Consider the following 18,224-nt stretch of genomic DNA (forward strand, 5'->3'; position numbering starts at 1 on the left):
ATAATCTGCCACCATGGATGAGGTGGACCGGTCGATTCTGGCCGTACTCGAACAGCATGGTCGGATCAGCAACAGCGAGCTCGCCGCCCGGGTCGGGCTGTCGCCGTCACCCTGCTTGCGGCGCGTGCGTCAGCTGGAGGAAGCCGGGGTCATCCGCGGTTACCGGGCGCTGATCGATCCCGCCGCGATCGGCCGCGGTCTGCGGGTGTTCGCGGGTGTCCGGCTGATGCGGCACATCCGCGCGGACGTGGTGGCGTTCGAGCGTGGGGTCACCCGGCTGCCCGAGGTGGTCGCCTGCCACCACATCACCGGCAACTTCGACTATCTGCTCCAGGTCGAGGTGGCCGACCTGCCCGCCTACGAGGCCTTCCACGCCAACCAGTTGTCCACGCTGCCCGGCGTGGCCACGGTGACCAGCTACGTCAGCATGAAGACGCTCTCCGCCGACACCGCATGACGGTCCACGTCCCGGGCCGGTGGTCCGGCGCGGGGACCGCCGCGTAGCCGCCCGCGCTCCGGCAACTGCCGGCGGGAGCGCGGGCGGTGGGGCGGTCAGAGAGTGATGGTGCCGCGGATCCAGACGGTGGCGGCGCCGCTGACCCAGACGGTGCCGTCCGAATCGGCGGTGATCTCGATGCTCGCGGCCCGTCCCAGTCTCGTGCCCTGGGAGACCCGGTAGGAGGAGGGTGCGGCGCCGGCGGAGGTGAGCCACTGACCGACGGCGGCGTTCATGCTGCCGCACGCGGGGTCCTCGGGCACGCCGGCACCAGGGGCGAAGGTGCGCATCTCGAAGTGGTGTCGGTACCTGCGGGGATGGGCCCCGATCGCGCCGACCATCGCGGTCGGGATGAGGGAGAAGTCGGGTTCGAGCGCGAGGACCTCGTCGGCCGTGGGCAACTGGATCACGGCCCAGCCGGGACCGTTGTCGACCCACTGGTGGGCCACGACCCGGTCGCGTGTGATGCCGAACGCGGCCACGATCCGGTGCAGATAGTCGTCGTCGAGCGCTCCCTCACGTACGCGAGGCGGGGCGGCGAAGGACAGAGTGTCCTCGCCACGGCGCACGGTGACCAGGCCGGCGGCGCACTCCTGCACGATGCGGTCGGCGTGCCGCGGGATGCCGCCGCTGTCCAGCCAGGCGCGCGCGGAGCCGAGGGTGGGGTGCCCGGCGAACGGCAGCTCACCCTGGGGGGTGAAGATCCGCAACCGGTAGTCCGCCTCCGGGACGGTCGGGGGCAGCACGAACGTGGTCTCGGACAGATTCGTCCAACGCGCCAGGCGTTGCATCTCCTCATCGGTCAGGTCCGTCCCGTCCAGGACGACCGCGACCGGGTTGCCGGAGAAGGGGCTTGTGGAAAACACGTCGACCTGCACGAACGAGCGTGTGCGCGGCATGGTCATCTAGGGCCTCTCGTTTGGATCATGCCGGGCTCGCGTGCCCTGGCACCGCGCCTCGCCGCGTTGTCGTCGGTCACCAGGGCTCCGCCATGGCTCCCTCCTCCGCCTTGCGATCCACGGCACCAGACCCCGCTCCCTGATCCGGCCTGATCCAAACGAAAGACCCTAGGGCCTTTCAAGCGGCTGCGGCGGATTCCGCACGTCCCGCCCGTCGGCGGAAGCAGGTCCCATCCCAGGGGACGCCCGCGCGGGCAGGACAGAGCCAACCACAACAAAGTGGATCGCCCGGCCCGGCCACCACGGTCACCCCGGGTCTCACGCCGCGTCGGGCATCGCCTCGGTCCTGCCCCGGAAGGCCGGGTGGTCGCCGAGGCGGCGTACGTAGTCACGGAGCCGGGGGTACGAGCCGAGGGTGCCGGCCGGGCCGAGATGGACGAGCGCCACCCACAGGTCCACGTCCGCAGCCGTCAGATCTCCGCCCAACACGTAGGGATGCGTGGTGAGTTGACGGTCCAGCAGGCCCAGTGCCGCCGATCGTCCCGAGGACTGGGCAGCCGGGGTGATATCCCGGTCCAGCAGGTCGCGGAGGGCGTCGATGTCCGGAGCGAGGGCCGGCGGGCCGAGGGGGGAGGGGCGGGCTTCGTCGTGGCCGGAGAACAGGCTCGCGAGGTCGCGGAGGATACCGTCGGTGTCGTTGCTGACGATGCGTCCGCTCCAGCGGTCGCGCAGCGCGGGCGCTGTCAGCGGCCCGTCGTAGTGGTGCACCGTGGCCTCGTACGCGCCGCGCAGCGAGGCGAAGGCGTCGGGCGTCTCGGTGGGGTGTGTCAGGAGTGTGGTGCCGACCGTGTCCTTCAGGCCGAGCAGGTCGAGGGTGATCGAGATGCGCAGTGAGCGGGGACAGCACGCCGACAGGTAGAGATCGTAGCGGTGCGGCGCCGGGTAGAAGCCGCCGGCGAGACCGACGCCGATCCGGCTGTGGAAGCGGTGCGGGCGGGGCGACGCGGTGGCTCCCCTGGGGCGAAGCCTCGAAGCGGACGAACTCTGGTGACAGCCACCGGAGGTGGCCGTGCTGGAACTGCGCAAAGCTGTCTCGGGCATGACTCTCCCTTGGGGAACGAGGAAGCCACCGCCGCCTTGTGGGCACCAGCGGCCGGATGCGGAGCGACTGCGCCTTTCGCACGGGTCCGGATCGCACAGGTCCGGGATCGTACGGATCCGGATCGCACGGACCGTCGGCGGATCAGTAAGCGCTGGAGACACGCAGCAGATCGATGTGCAGGCGCCTCGTCAAGCCGTTCCTGGGCATTGCCACCCGTTCCCACCTCCGGGGCTCGCGAGACGCGAGACCGCGCTTGCCCCGCCGCGCCGGCGGGACCCGGTCGTCACCCGGAGCACCCCGTCGCGGTGGAAGGGTTGCCTGTCGGCGGGCCGGGGCCGATGACCACATGAGCGGGCGAACCCGCGCCGTGGCGCTGACAATCGTGACCGTCCACATCAGTCTCGGTGCGCTCCGTGACGCCGTCAAGAAAGCCGGGCGCGCGGTCTCACCTGATGGTCACTCGCATGGACACGCGGCAGGCCGACGGAGCGGTCCTTACCCACCCCGACCACCCATGGGCGCGGCCCGGGACGGAGAAGAAGAACGGAGAAGAAAACCCGACGGCCGGAAGAAAGGGAATAGCCGCGCCGTTGTCGTTGTTCCGTTCCGTGCGGCGTGCCCTGAGGGAGCCGCGAGCGTGAGGCCGACAAGGCCCCGGGGCCCTGGGGCCGCCGGGCCGGAAGGGCGGAGGTGAGGTACATGCGTCCCGTGTCCCGCCGCCGTGCCGTGAAACCCGCCCTGCCCCGCCGTCTGCATCTGTACTCCCGGACACACATCGACCTGCTGCGCGTGGCCGGCGCGCTCTGTTGCTCGTGACCTGTTGTCCTCCAGCCGCACCCTGAGTACGGGTGCCGGCTCCCTCGTACGGCTGATCAGGAAGGCGTCACTCCCTTGTCCTCGTCACCCTCCCCGCTGCACCTCGCCGTTGCCCTCGACGGTGCCGGCTGGCACCCGGCCGCCTGGCGCGAGCCCGTCGCCCGCCCCGGTGAACTGCTCACCGCCGCCTACTGGACCGACCTCGTGACCGAGGCCGAGCGCGGTCTGCTCGACTTCGTGACCATCGAGGACGCGCTCGGCCTCCAGTCCTCGTCCTTCACCGAACCCGACGGCCGCACCGACCAGGTCCGCGGCCGCCTGGACGCCGTCCTCATCGCCGCGCGGGTCGCCCCGCTCACCCACCACATCGGTGTGGTGCCGACCGTCGTGGCCACCCACACGGAGCCGTTCCACATCTCCAAGGCGATCGCCACCCTCGACTATGTGAGCACCGGCCGCGCGGGCCTGCGCGTACAGATCACGGCACGCCAGAACGAGGCCGCGCACTTCGGACGCCGTACGTTCCCGCCGTTCCGCCGGGAGGACTACGACACGCCCGTTGTGCGTGAAGTCGTGGACGATGCCTTCGACGAGGCAGCGGACTACGTCGAGGTCGTGCGCCGGCTCTGGGACAGCTGGGAGGACGACGCGGAGATCCGGGACGTCGCCACCGGCCGCTTCATCGACCGGGCCAAGCTGCACTACATCGACTTCGAGGGCAGGCACTTCAGCGTCAAGGGTCCCTCCATCACGCCCCGCCCGCCCCAGGGCCAGCCGCTCGTCAGCGCCCTGGCCCACGCGACCGGCACCTACCGGCTGGTGGCACGGGCCGCCGACATCGGATACGTCACCCCGTCCGACGCCGGCCAGGCCCGAGCCGTCGTCGAGGAGATCCGCGCCGAGCAGACCGCGGCCGGCCGCGCCCACGAGATCCTGCACGTCTTCGGCGACCTGGTGGTCTTCCTCGACGACGATCCCGCCGAGGCCGCGGCCCGCCGGGAGCGCCTGGACGCCCTCGCGGGATCCCCGTACACCAGCGACGCCCGGATCTTCACCGGCACCGCCGCCCAACTCGCCGATCTGCTACAGGAACTGGAGTCGGCGGGGCTGTCCGGCTTCCGGCTGCGTCCCGCCGTCGCCGGTCACGACCTTCCGGCGATCACCCAGGGCCTGGTCCCCGAACTCCAGCGCCGGGGCGCCTTCCGCCGCGCGTACGAGGCCGACACCCTGCGCGGGCTGCTCGGGCTCTCCCGCCCGGCCAACCGCTACGCCGTCGCCACGACCGCCTGAGCCCGAAGGAGCCTCCTCCCATGAGCAAGCCGCTCAAGCAGATCCATCTCGCGGCCCATTTCCCCGGCGTCAACAACACCACCGTGTGGAGCGACCCCGAGGCCGGCAGCCACATCGAGTTCAGTTCCTTCGCGCACCTCGCGAAAACCGCCGAACGCGCCAAGTTCGACTTCCTGTTCCTCGCCGAGGGGCTGCGGCTGCGCGAACAGGGCGGAAAGATATACGACTTGGACGTCGTCGGCCGCCCCGACACCTTCACCGTCCTCGCCGCGCTGGCCGCCGTCACCGAACACCTCGGCCTGACCGGCACCATCAACTCCACCTTCAACGAGCCCTACGAGGTGGCCCGCCAGTTCGCCAGCCTCGACCACCTCTCGGGCGGACGGGCCGCCTGGAACGTGGTCACCTCCTGGGACGCCTTCACCGGCGAGAACTTCCGGCGCGGCGGCTTCCTCCCGCAGGAGGAGCGCTACTCGCGTGCGAAGGAGTTCCTCTCCACCGCCAACGAACTCTTCGACTCCTGGCACGGGGACGAGATCGTCGCCGACGCGGAGACCGGCACCTTCCTGCGGGACGCGCGGGCCGGAGCCTTCGTCCACCAGGGCCGGCACTTCGACATCCGGGGGCAGTTCAACGTCCCGCGCAGCCCGCAGGGCCGTCCGGTGATCTTCCAGGCCGGGGACTCCGAGGAGGGACGCGAGTTCGCCGCGTCGGGCGCCGACGCCATCTTCAGCCGGTACGCCACCCTCAAGGAGGGGCAGGCGTTCTACGCCGACGTCAAGGGCCGCCTGGCCCGGTACGGCCGCGGCCACGACCAGCTGCTGATCCTGCCCGCCGCGAGCTTCGTGCTCGGCGACACCGACGCCGAGGCGGAGGAACTGGCCCGGGTGGTGCGCCGCCAGCAGGTGAGCGGGGCCACGGCCATCAAGCACCTGGAGTTCGTCTGGAACCGGGACCTGTCCGCGTACGACCCGGACGGCCCGCTGCCCGACATCGACCCCGACCTCGGCGAGCACACCATCGCCCGCGGGCGCGCCCAGGTACGGATGTACCGCGACCCGCTGGCCACGGCCCGCGAGTGGCGCGAGCTCGCCGCCGCCAACAAGTGGTCGATCCGTGACCTGGTCATCGAGACCGGCAACCGGCAGAGCTTCGTCGGCTCCCCGGCCACCGTCGCCGAGTCCGTCAACGACTTGGTCCAGGCCGATGCCGGCGACGGCTTCATCCTCGTCCCGCACATCACCCCCGGCGGCCTCGACTCCTTCGCCGACCAGGTCGTCCCCCTGCTCCAGGAACGCGGTGTGTACCGCACGGAGTACGAGGGCACCACGCTGCGCGAGCACCTCGGCCTGGCCCACCCGGACGAGGTGCGCGACGAGCGTGCGGCGTCATGAAATTCCTCGCCATCACCCTGATCGTGCACGCCCCGCACCCGGTGACGGGCGTACGGAAATCCACCCAGGAGCGCTTCCGCGAGGTGCTCGACAACGCGCTCCTCGCCGAGGAGCTCGGCTTCGACGGATTCGGCGTGGGGGAGCGGCACGAGCGGCCCTTCATCTCCTCGTCGCCGCCCGTCGTCCTCAGCCACATCGCCGCCCTCACCTCCCGGATCCGGCTGTTCACCGCGGTCACCACGCTCAGCCTGCTGGACCCGGTGCGGGCGTACGAGGACTACGCGACCCTGGACCATCTCTCCGGCGGACGCCTTGAGCTGATCATCGGCAAGGGCAACGGGGCCGCCCAGCGGGACCTGTTCCGGGTCACCCCCGAGGACCAGTGGGACCGCAATGCCGAGAGCTACGAGGTGTTCCGCACGATCTGGCGCCAGGACAAGGTGACCGCCGCGACCCGCTTCCGCCCGGGACTCACGGACGCCGAGGTGTGGCCCCGGCCGTTCCAGCAGCCGATCCGGGTCTGGCACGGCAGCGCCACCAGCGAGGAGTCGGTCGATCTGGCCGCCCGCTACGGCGACCCGCTCTTCTCCGCCAACGTCACCAACCCCATAGAGCCCTACGCCGAGTTGATCCGCTACTACCGCGAGCGCTGGGAGCACTACGGCCACGATCCGGCGGCCCTCGCGGTCGGTGCGGGGACGGCCGGCTTCTACGCGGCCCGTACGTCCCAGGAGGCGATCGCCGCCTACCGGCCCGTGTTCGAGGGGAACCTGGCGTTCCAGAAGCGGCTGGGCCTGGAGCCGGTGTTCCCGACCCTGGAGGACTTCGTGGAGCGCAGCTCGGCGCTGATCGGCAGCCCCCAGCAGATCATCGAGAAGGTACGGCGCTACCACGAACGGTTCGGGCACACCGTGCTGCATCTGCACGCGGACGCAGGAGGACTGACGGACCGTCAGCATCGCGACTCCCTCGAACTCTTCCAGTCGGACATCGCTCCGGTACTGCGCCGTGAGATCCCCGATCCGCCGTTCTCCTGGGGACCGGTCCTCGCGGAGCCCGTCGCCGTCTCCGCGCCCGCCGAGCACTGAGGAGCCTCGCACATGTCCGACATACCCCTCGGCGTCCTCGACCTGGTCCCGGTCTCGTCCGGTTCCACCGCCACCGAGGCGCTGCGCAACTCCATCGACCTGGCCCGGCGGACCGAGAGCTTCGGCTACGCCCGCTACTGGTACGCCGAGCACCACCTCAACCCGGGCGTGGCCGGTACCTCGCCCGCGGTCGTCCTCGCCCTGACCGCCTCCGCGACCTCGACCATCCGGCTCGGCTCCGGCGCCGTGCAACTCGGCCACCGCACCGCCCTGTCCACGGTCGAGGAGTTCGGTCTGATCGACGCGCTGCACCCCGGGCGCCTCGACCTGGGCCTCGGGCGCTCCGGCGGCCGGCCGCCCGGCGGGCCCGTCACTCCGCCGCCGACCGCGACCCCCGTGGTCGACGGCCGTACCCCGGGCGGCCTGCGCATTCCCGCCCGCTTCTCCTTCGAGGGCCTGCTCGGCTCACCGCGTATCGCGCTCCAGCGGAAGCTGCTCCTTCTGCCGAACGCCGAGTCGCAGGCATACGGCGAGCAGGTCGACGACATCCTGGCGCTGCTGGCGGGCACGTACCGCTCCGGGGACGGCGTCGAGGCGCATGTCGTGCCGGGAGAGGGCGCCGACATCGAGATCTGGATCCTGGGCAGCAGCGGCGGCGAGAGCGCCGAGGCCGCGGGCCGGGGCGGTCTGCGGTTCGCGGCGAACTACCACGTCAGTCCGGCCACGGTGCTGGAGGCGGTGGAGGGCTACCGCGCCGCGTTCAAGCCTTCCGACGTCCTCGACAAGCCGTACGTCAGTGTGTCCGCGGACGTCGTGGTCGCCCAGGACGACGAGACCGCCCGCGAACTCGCCACCGGCTACGGCCTGTGGGTCCGCAGCATCCGTACGGCCGAGGGCGCGATCCCGTTCCCCACGCCCGACGAGGCACGCGCCCACGCATGGTCCGACGCGGACCGGGCGCTGGTCCAGGACCGTGTGGACACCCAGTTCGCCGGCTCCCCGGGCCGCGTCGCCGACCAGCTGGCCCGGCTCCAGGAGGCCACCGGCGCCGACGAGTTGCTGATCACCACGATCACCCACGGCCACGCGGACCGGGTGCGGTCCTACGAGCTGCTGGCCGAGGAGTGGCGCACGAGGTAAGCGGGCGCCGGACGGACCGTGTCGGGCACCGCGTCACCGCGCGGTGCCCGCGCACCGCTCACGGCCTCACCGGTGGACCATCATGTGGGACGCCCGGTCACCCGCCGCGCACACTTCGCTGCGCTGGGGTGTGGATTCGCGAGAGCGTACGGTCTCTCGCGAATCTGCACACCGGTCACGCGGGCGGCACATCATCTCCCGGTGGGCTTCGCGCTCCGGTCCGGAAGTCCGCGTGTTGGTATGGAATGTCTCGTTCCGTCGCCGAGGGGGAGCCCAGTTCGCGGGACATCACGCCCGCGAAGACGTGGGGATGCTGCCACCACTTCATGAACACGCCTGCACACCAGACCGTTTCGGCGCCGCGATACGTCGCGATCGGGAACGATGCGATTGGCAAGGCGGCGCGACCCCGTGCTTTCATCCTTCGCACCGCGGCAACCGCACAGACGGAAGGCCCCGTTCCGGGGCCCGACGGAGCGCGTGACCGCTGTGGAAATTCCGAGATATCAGCGCGAAGGGAAGCAAACATCATGTCCTTCACCCCGCAGGTCGAGACCCAGGAAATCTCCGACAGCGACCTGGACAACGTGTCCGGTGGCCTCGTCGACGGTCTGGTCGGCACCGTCATCTCCACCGCTGACTCCGTCGCCCCCGTCTCGGAGATCGTCGGAACCGCCACCGGTGTTGTCGGCGGCCTCACGGCCGGCCTCCCGGTCGGCGTCGGCGTCAACCTCTGAGTCGGTGAAGTGCCGCTGAGCGGCACGGCCTCGCGTGGTGACAGCCACGCGCGGTGACCACGGCGCGTCGGCTTTCCCCGGCCGACGGACCGCGCCCTATGCCCCGGTGCCGCTCCAGGTTCCGGGGCATACGGCCGCCCGAGACCCGACCGAGACCCGACCGAGACCCGGCCAGGACCCAACGGCCGGGAAGGAAGAACGGCCCGGAAGGGAGGAGTGTGTCGTGCAGTTCCGCCAGCAGGCGCTCGCCAAGCTGCGGTCGCCGGAGGAAATAGACCTGCCGGTGCGCTTCGCCCGGCCCCAGGGCTGTCTGGTCCTCGCCGTGACGGTCGTGGTCATGGCCGCCGCCACCGTCTGGGCGGTGACCGGCTCCCTGTCGTCCACCGTCGGCGCCGCCGGAATCCTCACCCACGGGCAGGGCAGCTACGTCCTGCAGAGCCCGGTCGCGGGCCAGGTCACCGAGGTGCTCGTCGAGGAGGGCAAGCGCGTTCCCGCCAACACACCGCTTCTGAAGGTCCGTACAGCGGGCGGGACCGCCGTCGTCCGCACGCTCGCCGCGGGCCGGGTGACGACACTCGTCGCGACGATCGGCTCCGTGGTCACCACCGGCACGGACGTCGCGGCCGTGGAGCGGATCGACGGCCCGGACGATCCGCTCATGGCGATGTTGTACCTGCCGGCCGACAACGGTTCCGAGATCGCGGTGGGAGCCTCGGTCGATCTCACCGTCCAGTCCGTGCCGGCCAAGCGGTACGGCGTTCTGCGCGGTGAGGTGACGTCGGTGGGACGGACCGGACTGACGGCCCAGCGGATCGCCGGCGCCCTCGGCAGCAACCAGCTGGGCGAACACTTCTCGAAGGACGGACAGCCCGTCCCCGTCCTCGTACAGCTGGACCGCTCCTCGTCCACCACGTCCGGATTCACCTGGTCGACTTCGGACGGTCCGCCGTACGCGGTCGACTCCATGACGCTCGCCGACGGCACCATCCACCTGGCCGAGCAGCGTCCGATCGATTGGCTGCTGCCGTGACCGTACCGAACACCTCGGCGACGCCGGACGAGCGACCCGGATCACGGGAACGGCCCGCGCCGGCCGGGCACGGCCGGCACCGCCCCGGGCCCGCCCGGCCTCCGCGGCCCGGACGGACCGCCAAGCCCGCCAAGCCCGCCGAGTCCGCCGAGTCCCCCAGGCCCTCGAAGTCCGGCAGGGCCGCCAAGCCCCCGAAGCGCTCCCGGGGCGCCAGGTCCGCCGCGACCAAGCAGCCGAAGGCCGTACGCACGCCCACCATCCTCCAGATGGAGGCCGTGGAGTGCGGCGCCGCCTCGCTCGCCATGGTGCTCGCCCACTACGGGCGCCACGTCCCGCTCGAAGAGCTGCGCATCGCGTGCGGTGTGTCCCGCGACGGCTCCCGCGCGAGCAACCTGCTGAAGGCCGCGCGGAGTTACGGTCTCCAGGCCAAGGGCATGCAGATGGAACCGGCGGCGCTCGCCGGGGTGCGGCCACCGGCCATCCTCTTCTGGGAGTTCAACCACTACGTCGTCTACGACGGCACGGGACACAAACTGGGCCGTCGAGGGGTATACGTCAACGACCCCGGCAAGGGCCGCCGTTTCGTCTCCCCCGAGGACTTCGACACCAGTTTCACCGGGGTCGCGCTCGTCTTCGAGCCGTCGGCCGACTTCCGCGAGGGCGGCCGCAAGCAGGGCGTGCTGGGCGCGGTACCGGCGCGGCTGCGCGGCACGACCGGCACGCTCCTGGCCGCCCTGTTCGCCAGCCTGCTCCTGGTCGGAGTCGGCGCGGTGGTGCCCGCGCTGAGCCGTACGTACATCGACATGTTCCTGATCGGCAAGCAGACCTCGCTGCTCGGGCCTCTGTTCGCGGCGATGGCGGCGATGGTGATGCTCACCGCCACACTGACCGGACTGCAGCAGGCCAATCTGCTGCGCGGACGCATCATCTCGTCGACGCTGAGCAGCGCCCGGTTCCTGCGCCACCTGCTCCGGCTGCCGGTCACCTTCTTCGCCCAGCGCGGCCCCGCCGATCTGGTCCAGCGGCTCCAGTCGAACGACACGGTCGCCGAAACACTGGCACGGGACCTCGCGGCGGCCGGCGTGGACGGGGTGGTGGTGATCCTCTACGCCGTCCTGCTGTGGACGTACGACCCACAGCTCACCGTCGTCGGAGTGCTGATCGCGCTGCTCAACGTGGTCGCGATGCGGATCGTCATCCGGCTGCGCGCCACCCACACCCAGAAACTGCGTGCGGACAGTGCCCGGCTGACCAACACCTCGTACACCGGCCTCCAGCTGATCGAGACCCTGAAGGCCACCGGCGGCGAGAACGGCTACTTCCGCCGCTGGGCCGGCCAGCACGCCACCACACTGGAGGTGCAGCAGCGCCTCGGCGTACCCACCGCCGCCCTCGCCGTCGTCGCACCGGCCCTCGCGACACTCAACAGCGCGCTGATCCTCTGGATCGGCGGACTGCGCGCGGTCGAGGGCCATATCTCCATCGGCCTGCTCGTCGCGTTCCAGGCCCTCGTCACGCGCTTCACCGCGCCGATCACCCGGCTGAACGGAGTCGCCGGCCGGGTCCAGGACTTCGCCGCCGACGTGGCCAGGCTGAAGGACGTCGAGAGCTTCCCGGCCGACGAGCTGTACACGCGCCCGACGCCGGACGACCCGAACACCCGCAGACTGACGGGCCATGTGCGCCTGGAGAACATCACCTTCGGCTACAGCCCGCTGGACGCGCCGCTGCTCAAGGACTTCTCCCTCACGGTCGGCCCCGGACGGCAGGTGGCGCTCGTCGGCGGCTCCGGCAGTGGCAAATCGACGGTGTCCAGGCTGATTTCGGGACTCTACCGGCCCTGGGAGGGGACGGTCCGTATCGATGGGCAGCGGCTGGAGGACATCTCCCGCGGCGCGCTGGCCGCCTCGGTCTCCTTCGTCGACCAGGACGTCTTCCTCTTCGAAGGGACCGTCCGCGACAACGTGGCCCTGTGGGATCCGTCCATACCGGACGACGCCGTTGTCGAGGCGCTCAAGGACGCCGCGCTGTACGACGTGGTCGTCCGGCGCCCCGGAGGCGTCCACAGCCGGGTCGAGCAGGACGGACGCAACTTCTCCGGCGGGCAGCGGCAGCGTCTGGAGATCGCCAGGGCACTCGTCAGGCGACCGAGCATCCTCGTTCTCGACGAGGTCACCAGCGCTCTGGACGCGCGGACCGAGCGGCTGGTCATCGACAATCTGCGACGGCGGGGCTGTGCGTGCGTGGTGATCGCCCACCGGCTGAGCACGGTGCGGGACAGCGACGAGATCGTGGTGCTCGACCACGGGGCGATCGCCGAGCGGGGGCGGCACGAAGACCTCGTCGCGGCCCGCGGTCCGTACGCCGAACTCGTCAAGGAGCACTGAGATGGCGTCCGTTCCCCCGCCCGCGGACGGCACCGGCGCGGTGATCCACGCCCTCGGCGCCCTCGGCGCGCCACTCGACCACACCGGTCTCGGCAGCGTGCCGCTGGAAGGGCCGCATGTGCTGTGGCTCGTCATGGACGGGACGCTGGACCTCTTCGCCGTCGACGCGGCCGAGCAGGGCCACTGGCACTATCTCGGCCGCCTCGAAGCGGGTGCGCTGCTGCTCGGCCCGGTCGACGGCGCACAGCACACCCTGGCGGGCAAGCCCTCGCAGGAGTGCCTGCTGCGCCGGATCCCGCTGCGCGAGCTGTACCGCGCGGAGTACGAGCAGCGGTACGACCCGTACGCCCAGTACGACCCGTACGAGCGGCAGTACGACCGGTACGGGCAGCATGACCCGCAGCAGGATCAGCGACAGTCCGGGCCGTACGCGCAGCCGGGCGCGGACGGGACCTGGCCACCGGCACCGACTCCGCTGGAGCACGCGTTCGCGCTCGGTATCGGCCGCGGTCTGGGTGTCCTGCTGGAAGCGCCGTTGGACGGCCGCCCCGGTGGCGACGACGCTCTGACCGACGATGACGACCTGCTGTGGATGCAGGTCCCGCCGGGCAGCGTGGCGTACGGCGCCGCGTACAGCGCCGAGGCGGCCGGTGACCTGCTGGTCGACGGCGCGCTGTGGCAGCGGATGGTCAACCAGCAGCACCGGCTGCTGTCCGCGGTCGACCGGTGGATCGAGCGGCTGGAGAACGCCCACGCCGATCGGACCGCGGCCGGTATCAAGGCAGGTGAGGCGGTACGCGCACAGGCGGACCAGGCGTTGATCGCCTCCATCGACGGGCCCGCCAGAACCGGTCGGAGCGCGACGGGAAAGCCCGGGACGGGCGGTGACGAAGCCGCCTTCGCCATCTGCCAGGTGGTCGCCGAAGCCGGTGGCATCACCCTCTCGGGACCGCCGAGGAGCGGTCCGGTCAACGATCGCGTCGGTCCCGTCGAACGTATCGCCGTCGCCGCCCGGATCCGTACCCGTGCGGTCCGGCTCGACGGGAACTGGTGGCGTACGGACGCCGGCCCGCTGGTGGGCCACTGGGCCAAGTCCGGCGCGCCGGTCGCGCTGCTGTGGCGGCGCGGCCGGTACGAGGCGGTCAACCCGGCCTCGGGGCTGCGGATGCGGCTCGGCCCGCACAACGCCGGGGAACTGGAGCCGCGTGCCGTCATGTTCTACCGGCCGCTGCCCGACCGGCCCATGACACCGGTGCGGCTCATGCGCTTCGGACTGCGCGGCAGCGGCGCCGACGCCCGGAATCTCGTGCTGAGCGGGCTGGTCACGGTCGGCCTCGGCGCGCTGGTACCGATCGCGACCGGACAGGTGCTGGGGGTCTTCGTACCGAACGCCGAGACGAGCCTCATCGCGCAGGTCTCGCTGGCCGTCATGATCACCAGCGTGGTCGCCGCCGCGTTCGCGCTGCTCCAGAACCTGACCCTGCTTCGTCTGGAGGGCCGGATCGAGAGCGTGCTTCAGCCCGCCGTCTGGGACCGGCTGCTGCGGTTGCCCGCGAGGTTCTTCACCGGCCGTTCCACCGGCGAACTGGCCAGTGCGGCCATGGGGATCAGCGCCATCCGCCGGGTGCTCTCCGGCGTCGGCCCGGTGGCCGTGCAGGCGGGCACGGTCGGCGCGATGAATCTCGTACTGCTGCTGTGGTTCAGCGTGCCGCTGGCGCTGGCGGCGATCGCCATGCTGATCGTCATCGCGGCCGTGTTCCTCGGGATGGGACTGTGGCAGGTGCGCTGGCAGCGACGGCTCGTGGAGCTGAGCAACAAGCTCAACAACCAGGCGTTCCAGACCCTGCGCGGGCTGCCCAAGCTGAGGGTCGCGGCGGCGGAGAGTTTCGCGTACGCGGCGTGGGCCGACGAGTTCGCCCGCTCCCGCGAACTGCAGCAGCGTACGGGCCGGATCAGAAACCTGACCACGGTCCTCGACGCGGTCTATCTGCCGCTCTGTTCCCTCGCCATGTTCATGCTCTTGGCGGGTCCGGCGCGCGACAGCATGTCGGCGGCCGAATTCCTCACCTTCAACACCTCCATGACGATGCTGCTGACCTCCGTCACCCAGCTGACCGGGGCGTTCGTCTCGACGGCAGCCGCACTGCCGATGTTCGAACAGATCACGCCGGTACTGGACGAGCCCCCCGAGGTCCGCTCCGCCAGCACCCAGCCCGGTGTCCTGTCCGGCGCGATCGAGGCCCGGAACCTCTCCTTCCGCTATTCCGCCGGTGGTCCGCTGATTCTGGACGACGTGTCACTGGAGATCCGGCCGGGCGAGTTCGTGGCGATCGTCGGCCCGAGCGGCTGCGGAAAGTCCACCCTGCTCCGGCTCCTCATCGGCTTCGACCAGCCGCTCTCGGGCAGTGTGCTGTACGACGGCCAGGACCTGGCCGCTCTCGACCAGGCGGCCGTGCGCCGACAGTGCGGGGTCGTCCTGCAGAACGCGCAGCCGTTCACCGGGTCGATCCTGGACTGCGTCAGCGGCGCCGAGACGTTCTCCCAGGAGGAGGTGTGGGAAGCCGCGGAGATGGCCGGTCTCGCCGACGACATCAAACGCATGCCCATGGGCCTGCACACCCTGATCTCCGGCGGCGGCGCGATCTCCGGCGGGCAGCGCCAGCGCCTGATGATCGCCCAGGCCCTGATCCGCCGTCCCCGCATCCTGTTCTTCGACGAGGCCACCAGCGCCCTGGACAACGCGACGCAGCGCGTCGTGACCGAGAGCACGCGCAGACTCCGTGCCAGCCGCCTCGTGATCGCCCATCGGCTGTCCACCGTCATGGACGCCGACCGCGTCTTCGTCATGGCGGACGGCCGCGTCGTGGAACAGGGGCCGCCGGCCGACCTGCTCGCCGACACGAACGGCCGGCTTCACGAGCTGGTACGGCGCCAGCTCACCCATTGACCGCCACGTCAGCGGCGGGGGCCGACGGCCGTTCAGCGGCTTCGCCACGCCACGGGGCTTCGCGGGGCGTGGTCAGTCCCGCGCCTCGGCGGTGTCGTTCACCGGCCGGAGATGGCGAAGGAAACCGTCGACCCGGTCGCCGAGGCGGACGCCGTCGCGGGCTGTCCAGTGGCGGCGCAGTACGCGGACACCCACGCACGTATTGACCGTCGTCACCTCGGGGAAGGCCCCGAGATCCGTGGTGATGAAGCGGGCCAGGTCCTCCTCGTCACGGAAGACGCCGTAATGGATCACCGACGAGGAGCCGGCCACCATCGACACATAGCGGGCGGAGGGATGGCTGCCCAGGGTGTCGAGCAGGCCCGGGATGGCCTGGGGGAGGACCGTCAACGACATCAGGGCGTTGAGCGGGAAGCCCAGCAGGGTGGGTTCGATCTCCACCCGGGGCCAGAGGGCACCGCACTCCAGAAGTGACTGCGAGGTGCGGTACGCCGTCGAGCGGCTGACGTCCAGCGCGCGGGCGATGTCGGCGGCCGGGATCCGCCCGTTGGCCACCATCAGCTCCGCCGTGCGCCGTTCCAGCTCCGACAACTGCTCCGGCGAGGTCCGCCGTTCCTGCGTGACCTGTACGGCGTGCTCGTGGAGCCGCTCGCTCTGCTCGCCCGTGAGCCGGTGAAGCCGCCAGGTCTGGCCCATGGTGTGGGCGCGCAGGACCAGCTGGGACTCCGTGGAGACGATGCCCGGTATACCGGGCAGGCGGTTGGTCAGCAGATCGAAGATATCGGTCCCGAGCAGCGGGTAGACGCTGCAATAGATGTCGGCGTTGCCGGTCGTCAGCAGCAGCGTCTGCACCTCGGCCAGCTCCAGGATGCGCCGCGCGACCTCCTGGGAGCGTCCCGGTTCGCATGTGATCCACACCTGACGCGGGTTCTCCGTGGTGATCAGTGGCCAGTCCAGTCGGCCGACCACCCGCAGCAGCCGCTCCGTGCGCAGCCGCGACAGACGGCGGGCGACGGTGCTGGGCGAGCTGTCGAGCACCTCGGCGAGCGCGTTGACCGGGGTGCGGGGCGCTATCTGGAGCGCCGCGACCAGATCGAGGTCGACGTCATCGAGCAACCGTTCCTCCGGGCGCGCGGATGACCGTCGCATGGTGACGGTGGGCGAGGGCATGCCTTGATCCTAATCTCTTCACTGTCAGAAAGTTACACGGTCGAAACAGCTGATAATCAAGGGTTCATTGACACATTCACCCACCATGGGATCCCATGGCGAATCAATCCGCCACGCAGGAAGGGGTCGATGTGGTGACCAAGACGACGGTGGAGCGCCCGGCGGGGTCCGTGGCGTTCACGCTGCGGACGCTCGGCGTCATAGAGCGCGTCGGCAACAGGCTGCCGCATCCGTTCTGGCTGTTCGTGATACTCAGCGCGGCCCTGGTCGTCCTGAGCTGGGGGCTGAACGGCCTCGGAGTCTCCGCCGAATCGCCCACGGACGGGGCGACGGTCGTGGTGCGCAGCCTGGTCTCGGACGCCGGCGTGACCATGATGCTCGACGGCCTGATCGACAACTACGCGACGTTCCCGCCGCTCGGGGTCGTCCTCGTCGTCATGCTCGGCGTATCGGTCGCCGACCGGGCCGGGCTCCTCACCGCAATGCTGCGGGCCGCGCTGGCGAAGGTCCCGCTGAGGGCGGTCACCTTCATGATCGCGTTCACGGGGATGGTCGCCCATATCGCCTCCGACGCGGCGTTCGTCGTCATGATCCCGCTGGGTGCGATCGCCTACCGTTCCGTCGGACGCAATCCCGTACTGGGCGCGGTGGTCGCCTTCGTCGCGGTCTCCGGCGGACACGCCGCCAGCCCGCTGGTCACACCGTCGGACGCCACACTGGCCGCGCTGACGACGGCGGCGGCGCACACCATAGATCCCTCGTACACGGTCACACCGGTGGCCAACTACTTCTTCTCGCTCGCCTCATCCGTCATCCTGGCGTTGGTCATCACCCTGGTCGCCGAAACGCTGCTGACCCGCCGGCTGGCGATGATGGCGGCCGACGACACCGCGGAGCCGGAGGCCGCGACCGGGGGCGAGGACGGGACACCGGCGGAGACCGAGGAACTCCCGGACCTGTCGCTGACGGACGACGAACGCCGGGGGCTGCGCGCCGCCGCGTTCACCGCCCTCGCGCTGGTGGTCGCCATCGCCGCGGCCGCGCTGCCGGCCGGCTCACCCCTGCGCGGAGAGCACGGCGCCGTCATCGACTCGCCGCTCGTCCACAACATCGCCGTCTTCCTCTCCCTGCTCTTCTTCGCCACCGGAGTGGCATACGGCCGGGCGGTGGGGGTGGTCCGCGACGCCAAGGACATCCCCGACATGATGGCTCGGGGGCTGCGCGAACTCACCCCCATCCTGGTGCTGTTCTTCGCGATCTCGCAGTTCCTCGCCTACTTCAAGTGGACCGCCATCGGTGAGGTCATGGCCATCACCGGGGCGGGGCTGCTGGATTCCTCCGGGGTGCCGCTCACGGTCATCTTCGTCGGGGTCATCCTCGTCGTCAGTGTGATGAACCTGCTCCTCACCAGCGGCTCCGCCATGTGGGCGCTGATCGGCCCGGTGTTCGTGCCGATGCTGATGCTGCTGAAGGTCGCCCCGGAGACCACCTGGGCGCTGTTCCGGATCGCCGACTCCTGCACCAACGCCATCACCCCCATGAGCCCGTACTTCGTGCTCTGCCTCGGTTTCGTCCGCCGGTACCGTCCCGGCGCGGGCATCGGCACCCTGATGTCGCTGACGCTTCCGGTGGCGCTGGCGATGCTTGTCGTATGGACGCTGCTCTTCATCGCCTGGTACTCCGTGGGCCTTCCGTTCGGCCTTGGAGCCCCGACGAACTGACGCGTCG

14 protein-coding genes and 1 riboswitch are annotated in these 18,224 nt (G+C 70.6%); of the genes, 11 read left to right on the top strand and 3 right to left on the bottom strand.

Annotated elements, in window-relative coordinates:
- Positions 1–13: 13 nt before the first annotated feature.
- The gene (locus tag CU044_RS01605) at positions 14–457 is read left to right on the top strand and encodes an Lrp/AsnC family transcriptional regulator (RefSeq protein WP_129766548.1); all 444 of its coding nucleotides are present in this window, start codon (positions 14–16) and stop codon (positions 455–457) included.
- A 95-nt stretch (positions 458–552) separates the two neighbouring features.
- Here CU044_RS01605 and CU044_RS01610 read toward each other — a convergent pair whose 3' ends face one another.
- Complete coding sequence (locus CU044_RS01610; RefSeq protein WP_205124042.1) at positions 553–1,401, bottom strand: PhzF family phenazine biosynthesis protein; 849 nt, start codon at positions 1,399–1,401, stop codon at positions 553–555.
- A gap of 312 nt (positions 1,402–1,713) precedes the next feature.
- On the bottom strand, positions 1,714–2,496 hold the full coding sequence (locus tag CU044_RS01615) for a glutathione S-transferase C-terminal domain-containing protein (protein ID WP_129766550.1): 783 nt from the start codon (positions 2,494–2,496) through the stop codon (positions 1,714–1,716).
- A 245-nt stretch (positions 2,497–2,741) separates the two neighbouring features.
- Positions 2,742–2,849: riboswitch (SAM riboswitch) on the bottom strand.
- Between the two features lie 347 nt (positions 2,850–3,196).
- Between CU044_RS01615 and CU044_RS40140 the strand changes: the two genes are divergently transcribed.
- From CU044_RS40140 to CU044_RS01660, 9 genes are all read left to right on the top strand, one after another.
- A complete protein-coding gene (locus tag CU044_RS40140) occupies positions 3,197–3,313 on the top strand; it encodes a putative leader peptide (RefSeq protein ID WP_345790109.1) in 117 nt (38 codons plus the stop codon).
- A gap of 75 nt (positions 3,314–3,388) precedes the next feature.
- Positions 3,389–4,603: an LLM class flavin-dependent oxidoreductase gene (locus CU044_RS01620; RefSeq protein WP_129766552.1), complete on the top strand. Its 1,215-nt coding sequence runs from the start codon at positions 3,389–3,391 to the stop codon at positions 4,601–4,603.
- A gap of 20 nt (positions 4,604–4,623) precedes the next feature.
- A complete protein-coding gene (locus tag CU044_RS01625) occupies positions 4,624–5,997 on the top strand; it encodes an NtaA/DmoA family FMN-dependent monooxygenase (protein WP_129766554.1) in 1,374 nt (457 codons plus the stop codon).
- Entirely contained in the window at positions 5,994–7,085 is a 1,092-nt protein-coding gene (locus tag CU044_RS01630; RefSeq protein ID WP_129766556.1) for an LLM class flavin-dependent oxidoreductase, read from the top strand. The genes CU044_RS01625 and CU044_RS01630 overlap by 4 nt, the downstream gene beginning before the upstream one ends.
- A gap of 12 nt (positions 7,086–7,097) precedes the next feature.
- A complete protein-coding gene (locus CU044_RS01635) occupies positions 7,098–8,225 on the top strand; it encodes an LLM class flavin-dependent oxidoreductase (RefSeq protein ID WP_129766558.1) in 1,128 nt (375 codons plus the stop codon).
- Positions 8,226–8,755: 530 nt separating this feature from the next.
- On the top strand, positions 8,756–8,962 hold the full coding sequence (locus CU044_RS01640; RefSeq protein ID WP_129766560.1) for a type A2 lantipeptide: 207 nt from the start codon (positions 8,756–8,758) through the stop codon (positions 8,960–8,962).
- A 223-nt stretch (positions 8,963–9,185) separates the two neighbouring features.
- Positions 9,186–9,992, top strand: a complete 807-nt coding sequence (locus CU044_RS01645; RefSeq protein ID WP_129766561.1) for an HlyD family efflux transporter periplasmic adaptor subunit — start codon at positions 9,186–9,188, stop codon at positions 9,990–9,992.
- A 257-nt stretch (positions 9,993–10,249) separates the two neighbouring features.
- Positions 10,250–12,379 (top strand): NHLP family bacteriocin export ABC transporter peptidase/permease/ATPase subunit, encoded by a 2,130-nt coding sequence (locus CU044_RS01655; RefSeq protein WP_129766674.1) that lies wholly within the window; start codon positions 10,250–10,252, stop codon positions 12,377–12,379.
- Position 12,380: 1 nt separating this feature from the next.
- On the top strand, positions 12,381–15,326 hold the full coding sequence (locus CU044_RS01660; protein WP_129766563.1) for an NHLP bacteriocin export ABC transporter permease/ATPase subunit: 2,946 nt from the start codon (positions 12,381–12,383) through the stop codon (positions 15,324–15,326).
- Between the two features lie 72 nt (positions 15,327–15,398).
- Here CU044_RS01660 and CU044_RS01665 read toward each other — a convergent pair whose 3' ends face one another.
- Complete coding sequence (locus CU044_RS01665; RefSeq protein WP_240045264.1) at positions 15,399–16,496, bottom strand: Lrp/AsnC family transcriptional regulator; 1,098 nt, start codon at positions 16,494–16,496, stop codon at positions 15,399–15,401.
- A 95-nt stretch (positions 16,497–16,591) separates the two neighbouring features.
- Between CU044_RS01665 and CU044_RS01670 the strand changes: the two genes are divergently transcribed.
- The gene (locus CU044_RS01670) at positions 16,592–18,217 is read left to right on the top strand and encodes an AbgT family transporter (protein ID WP_129766565.1); all 1,626 of its coding nucleotides are present in this window, start codon (positions 16,592–16,594) and stop codon (positions 18,215–18,217) included.
- Positions 18,218–18,224 lie beyond the last annotated feature (7 nt).

Source organism: Streptomyces sp. L-9-10, assembly GCF_004151105.1.
Classification (GTDB): domain Bacteria; phylum Actinomycetota; class Actinomycetes; order Streptomycetales; family Streptomycetaceae; genus Streptomyces.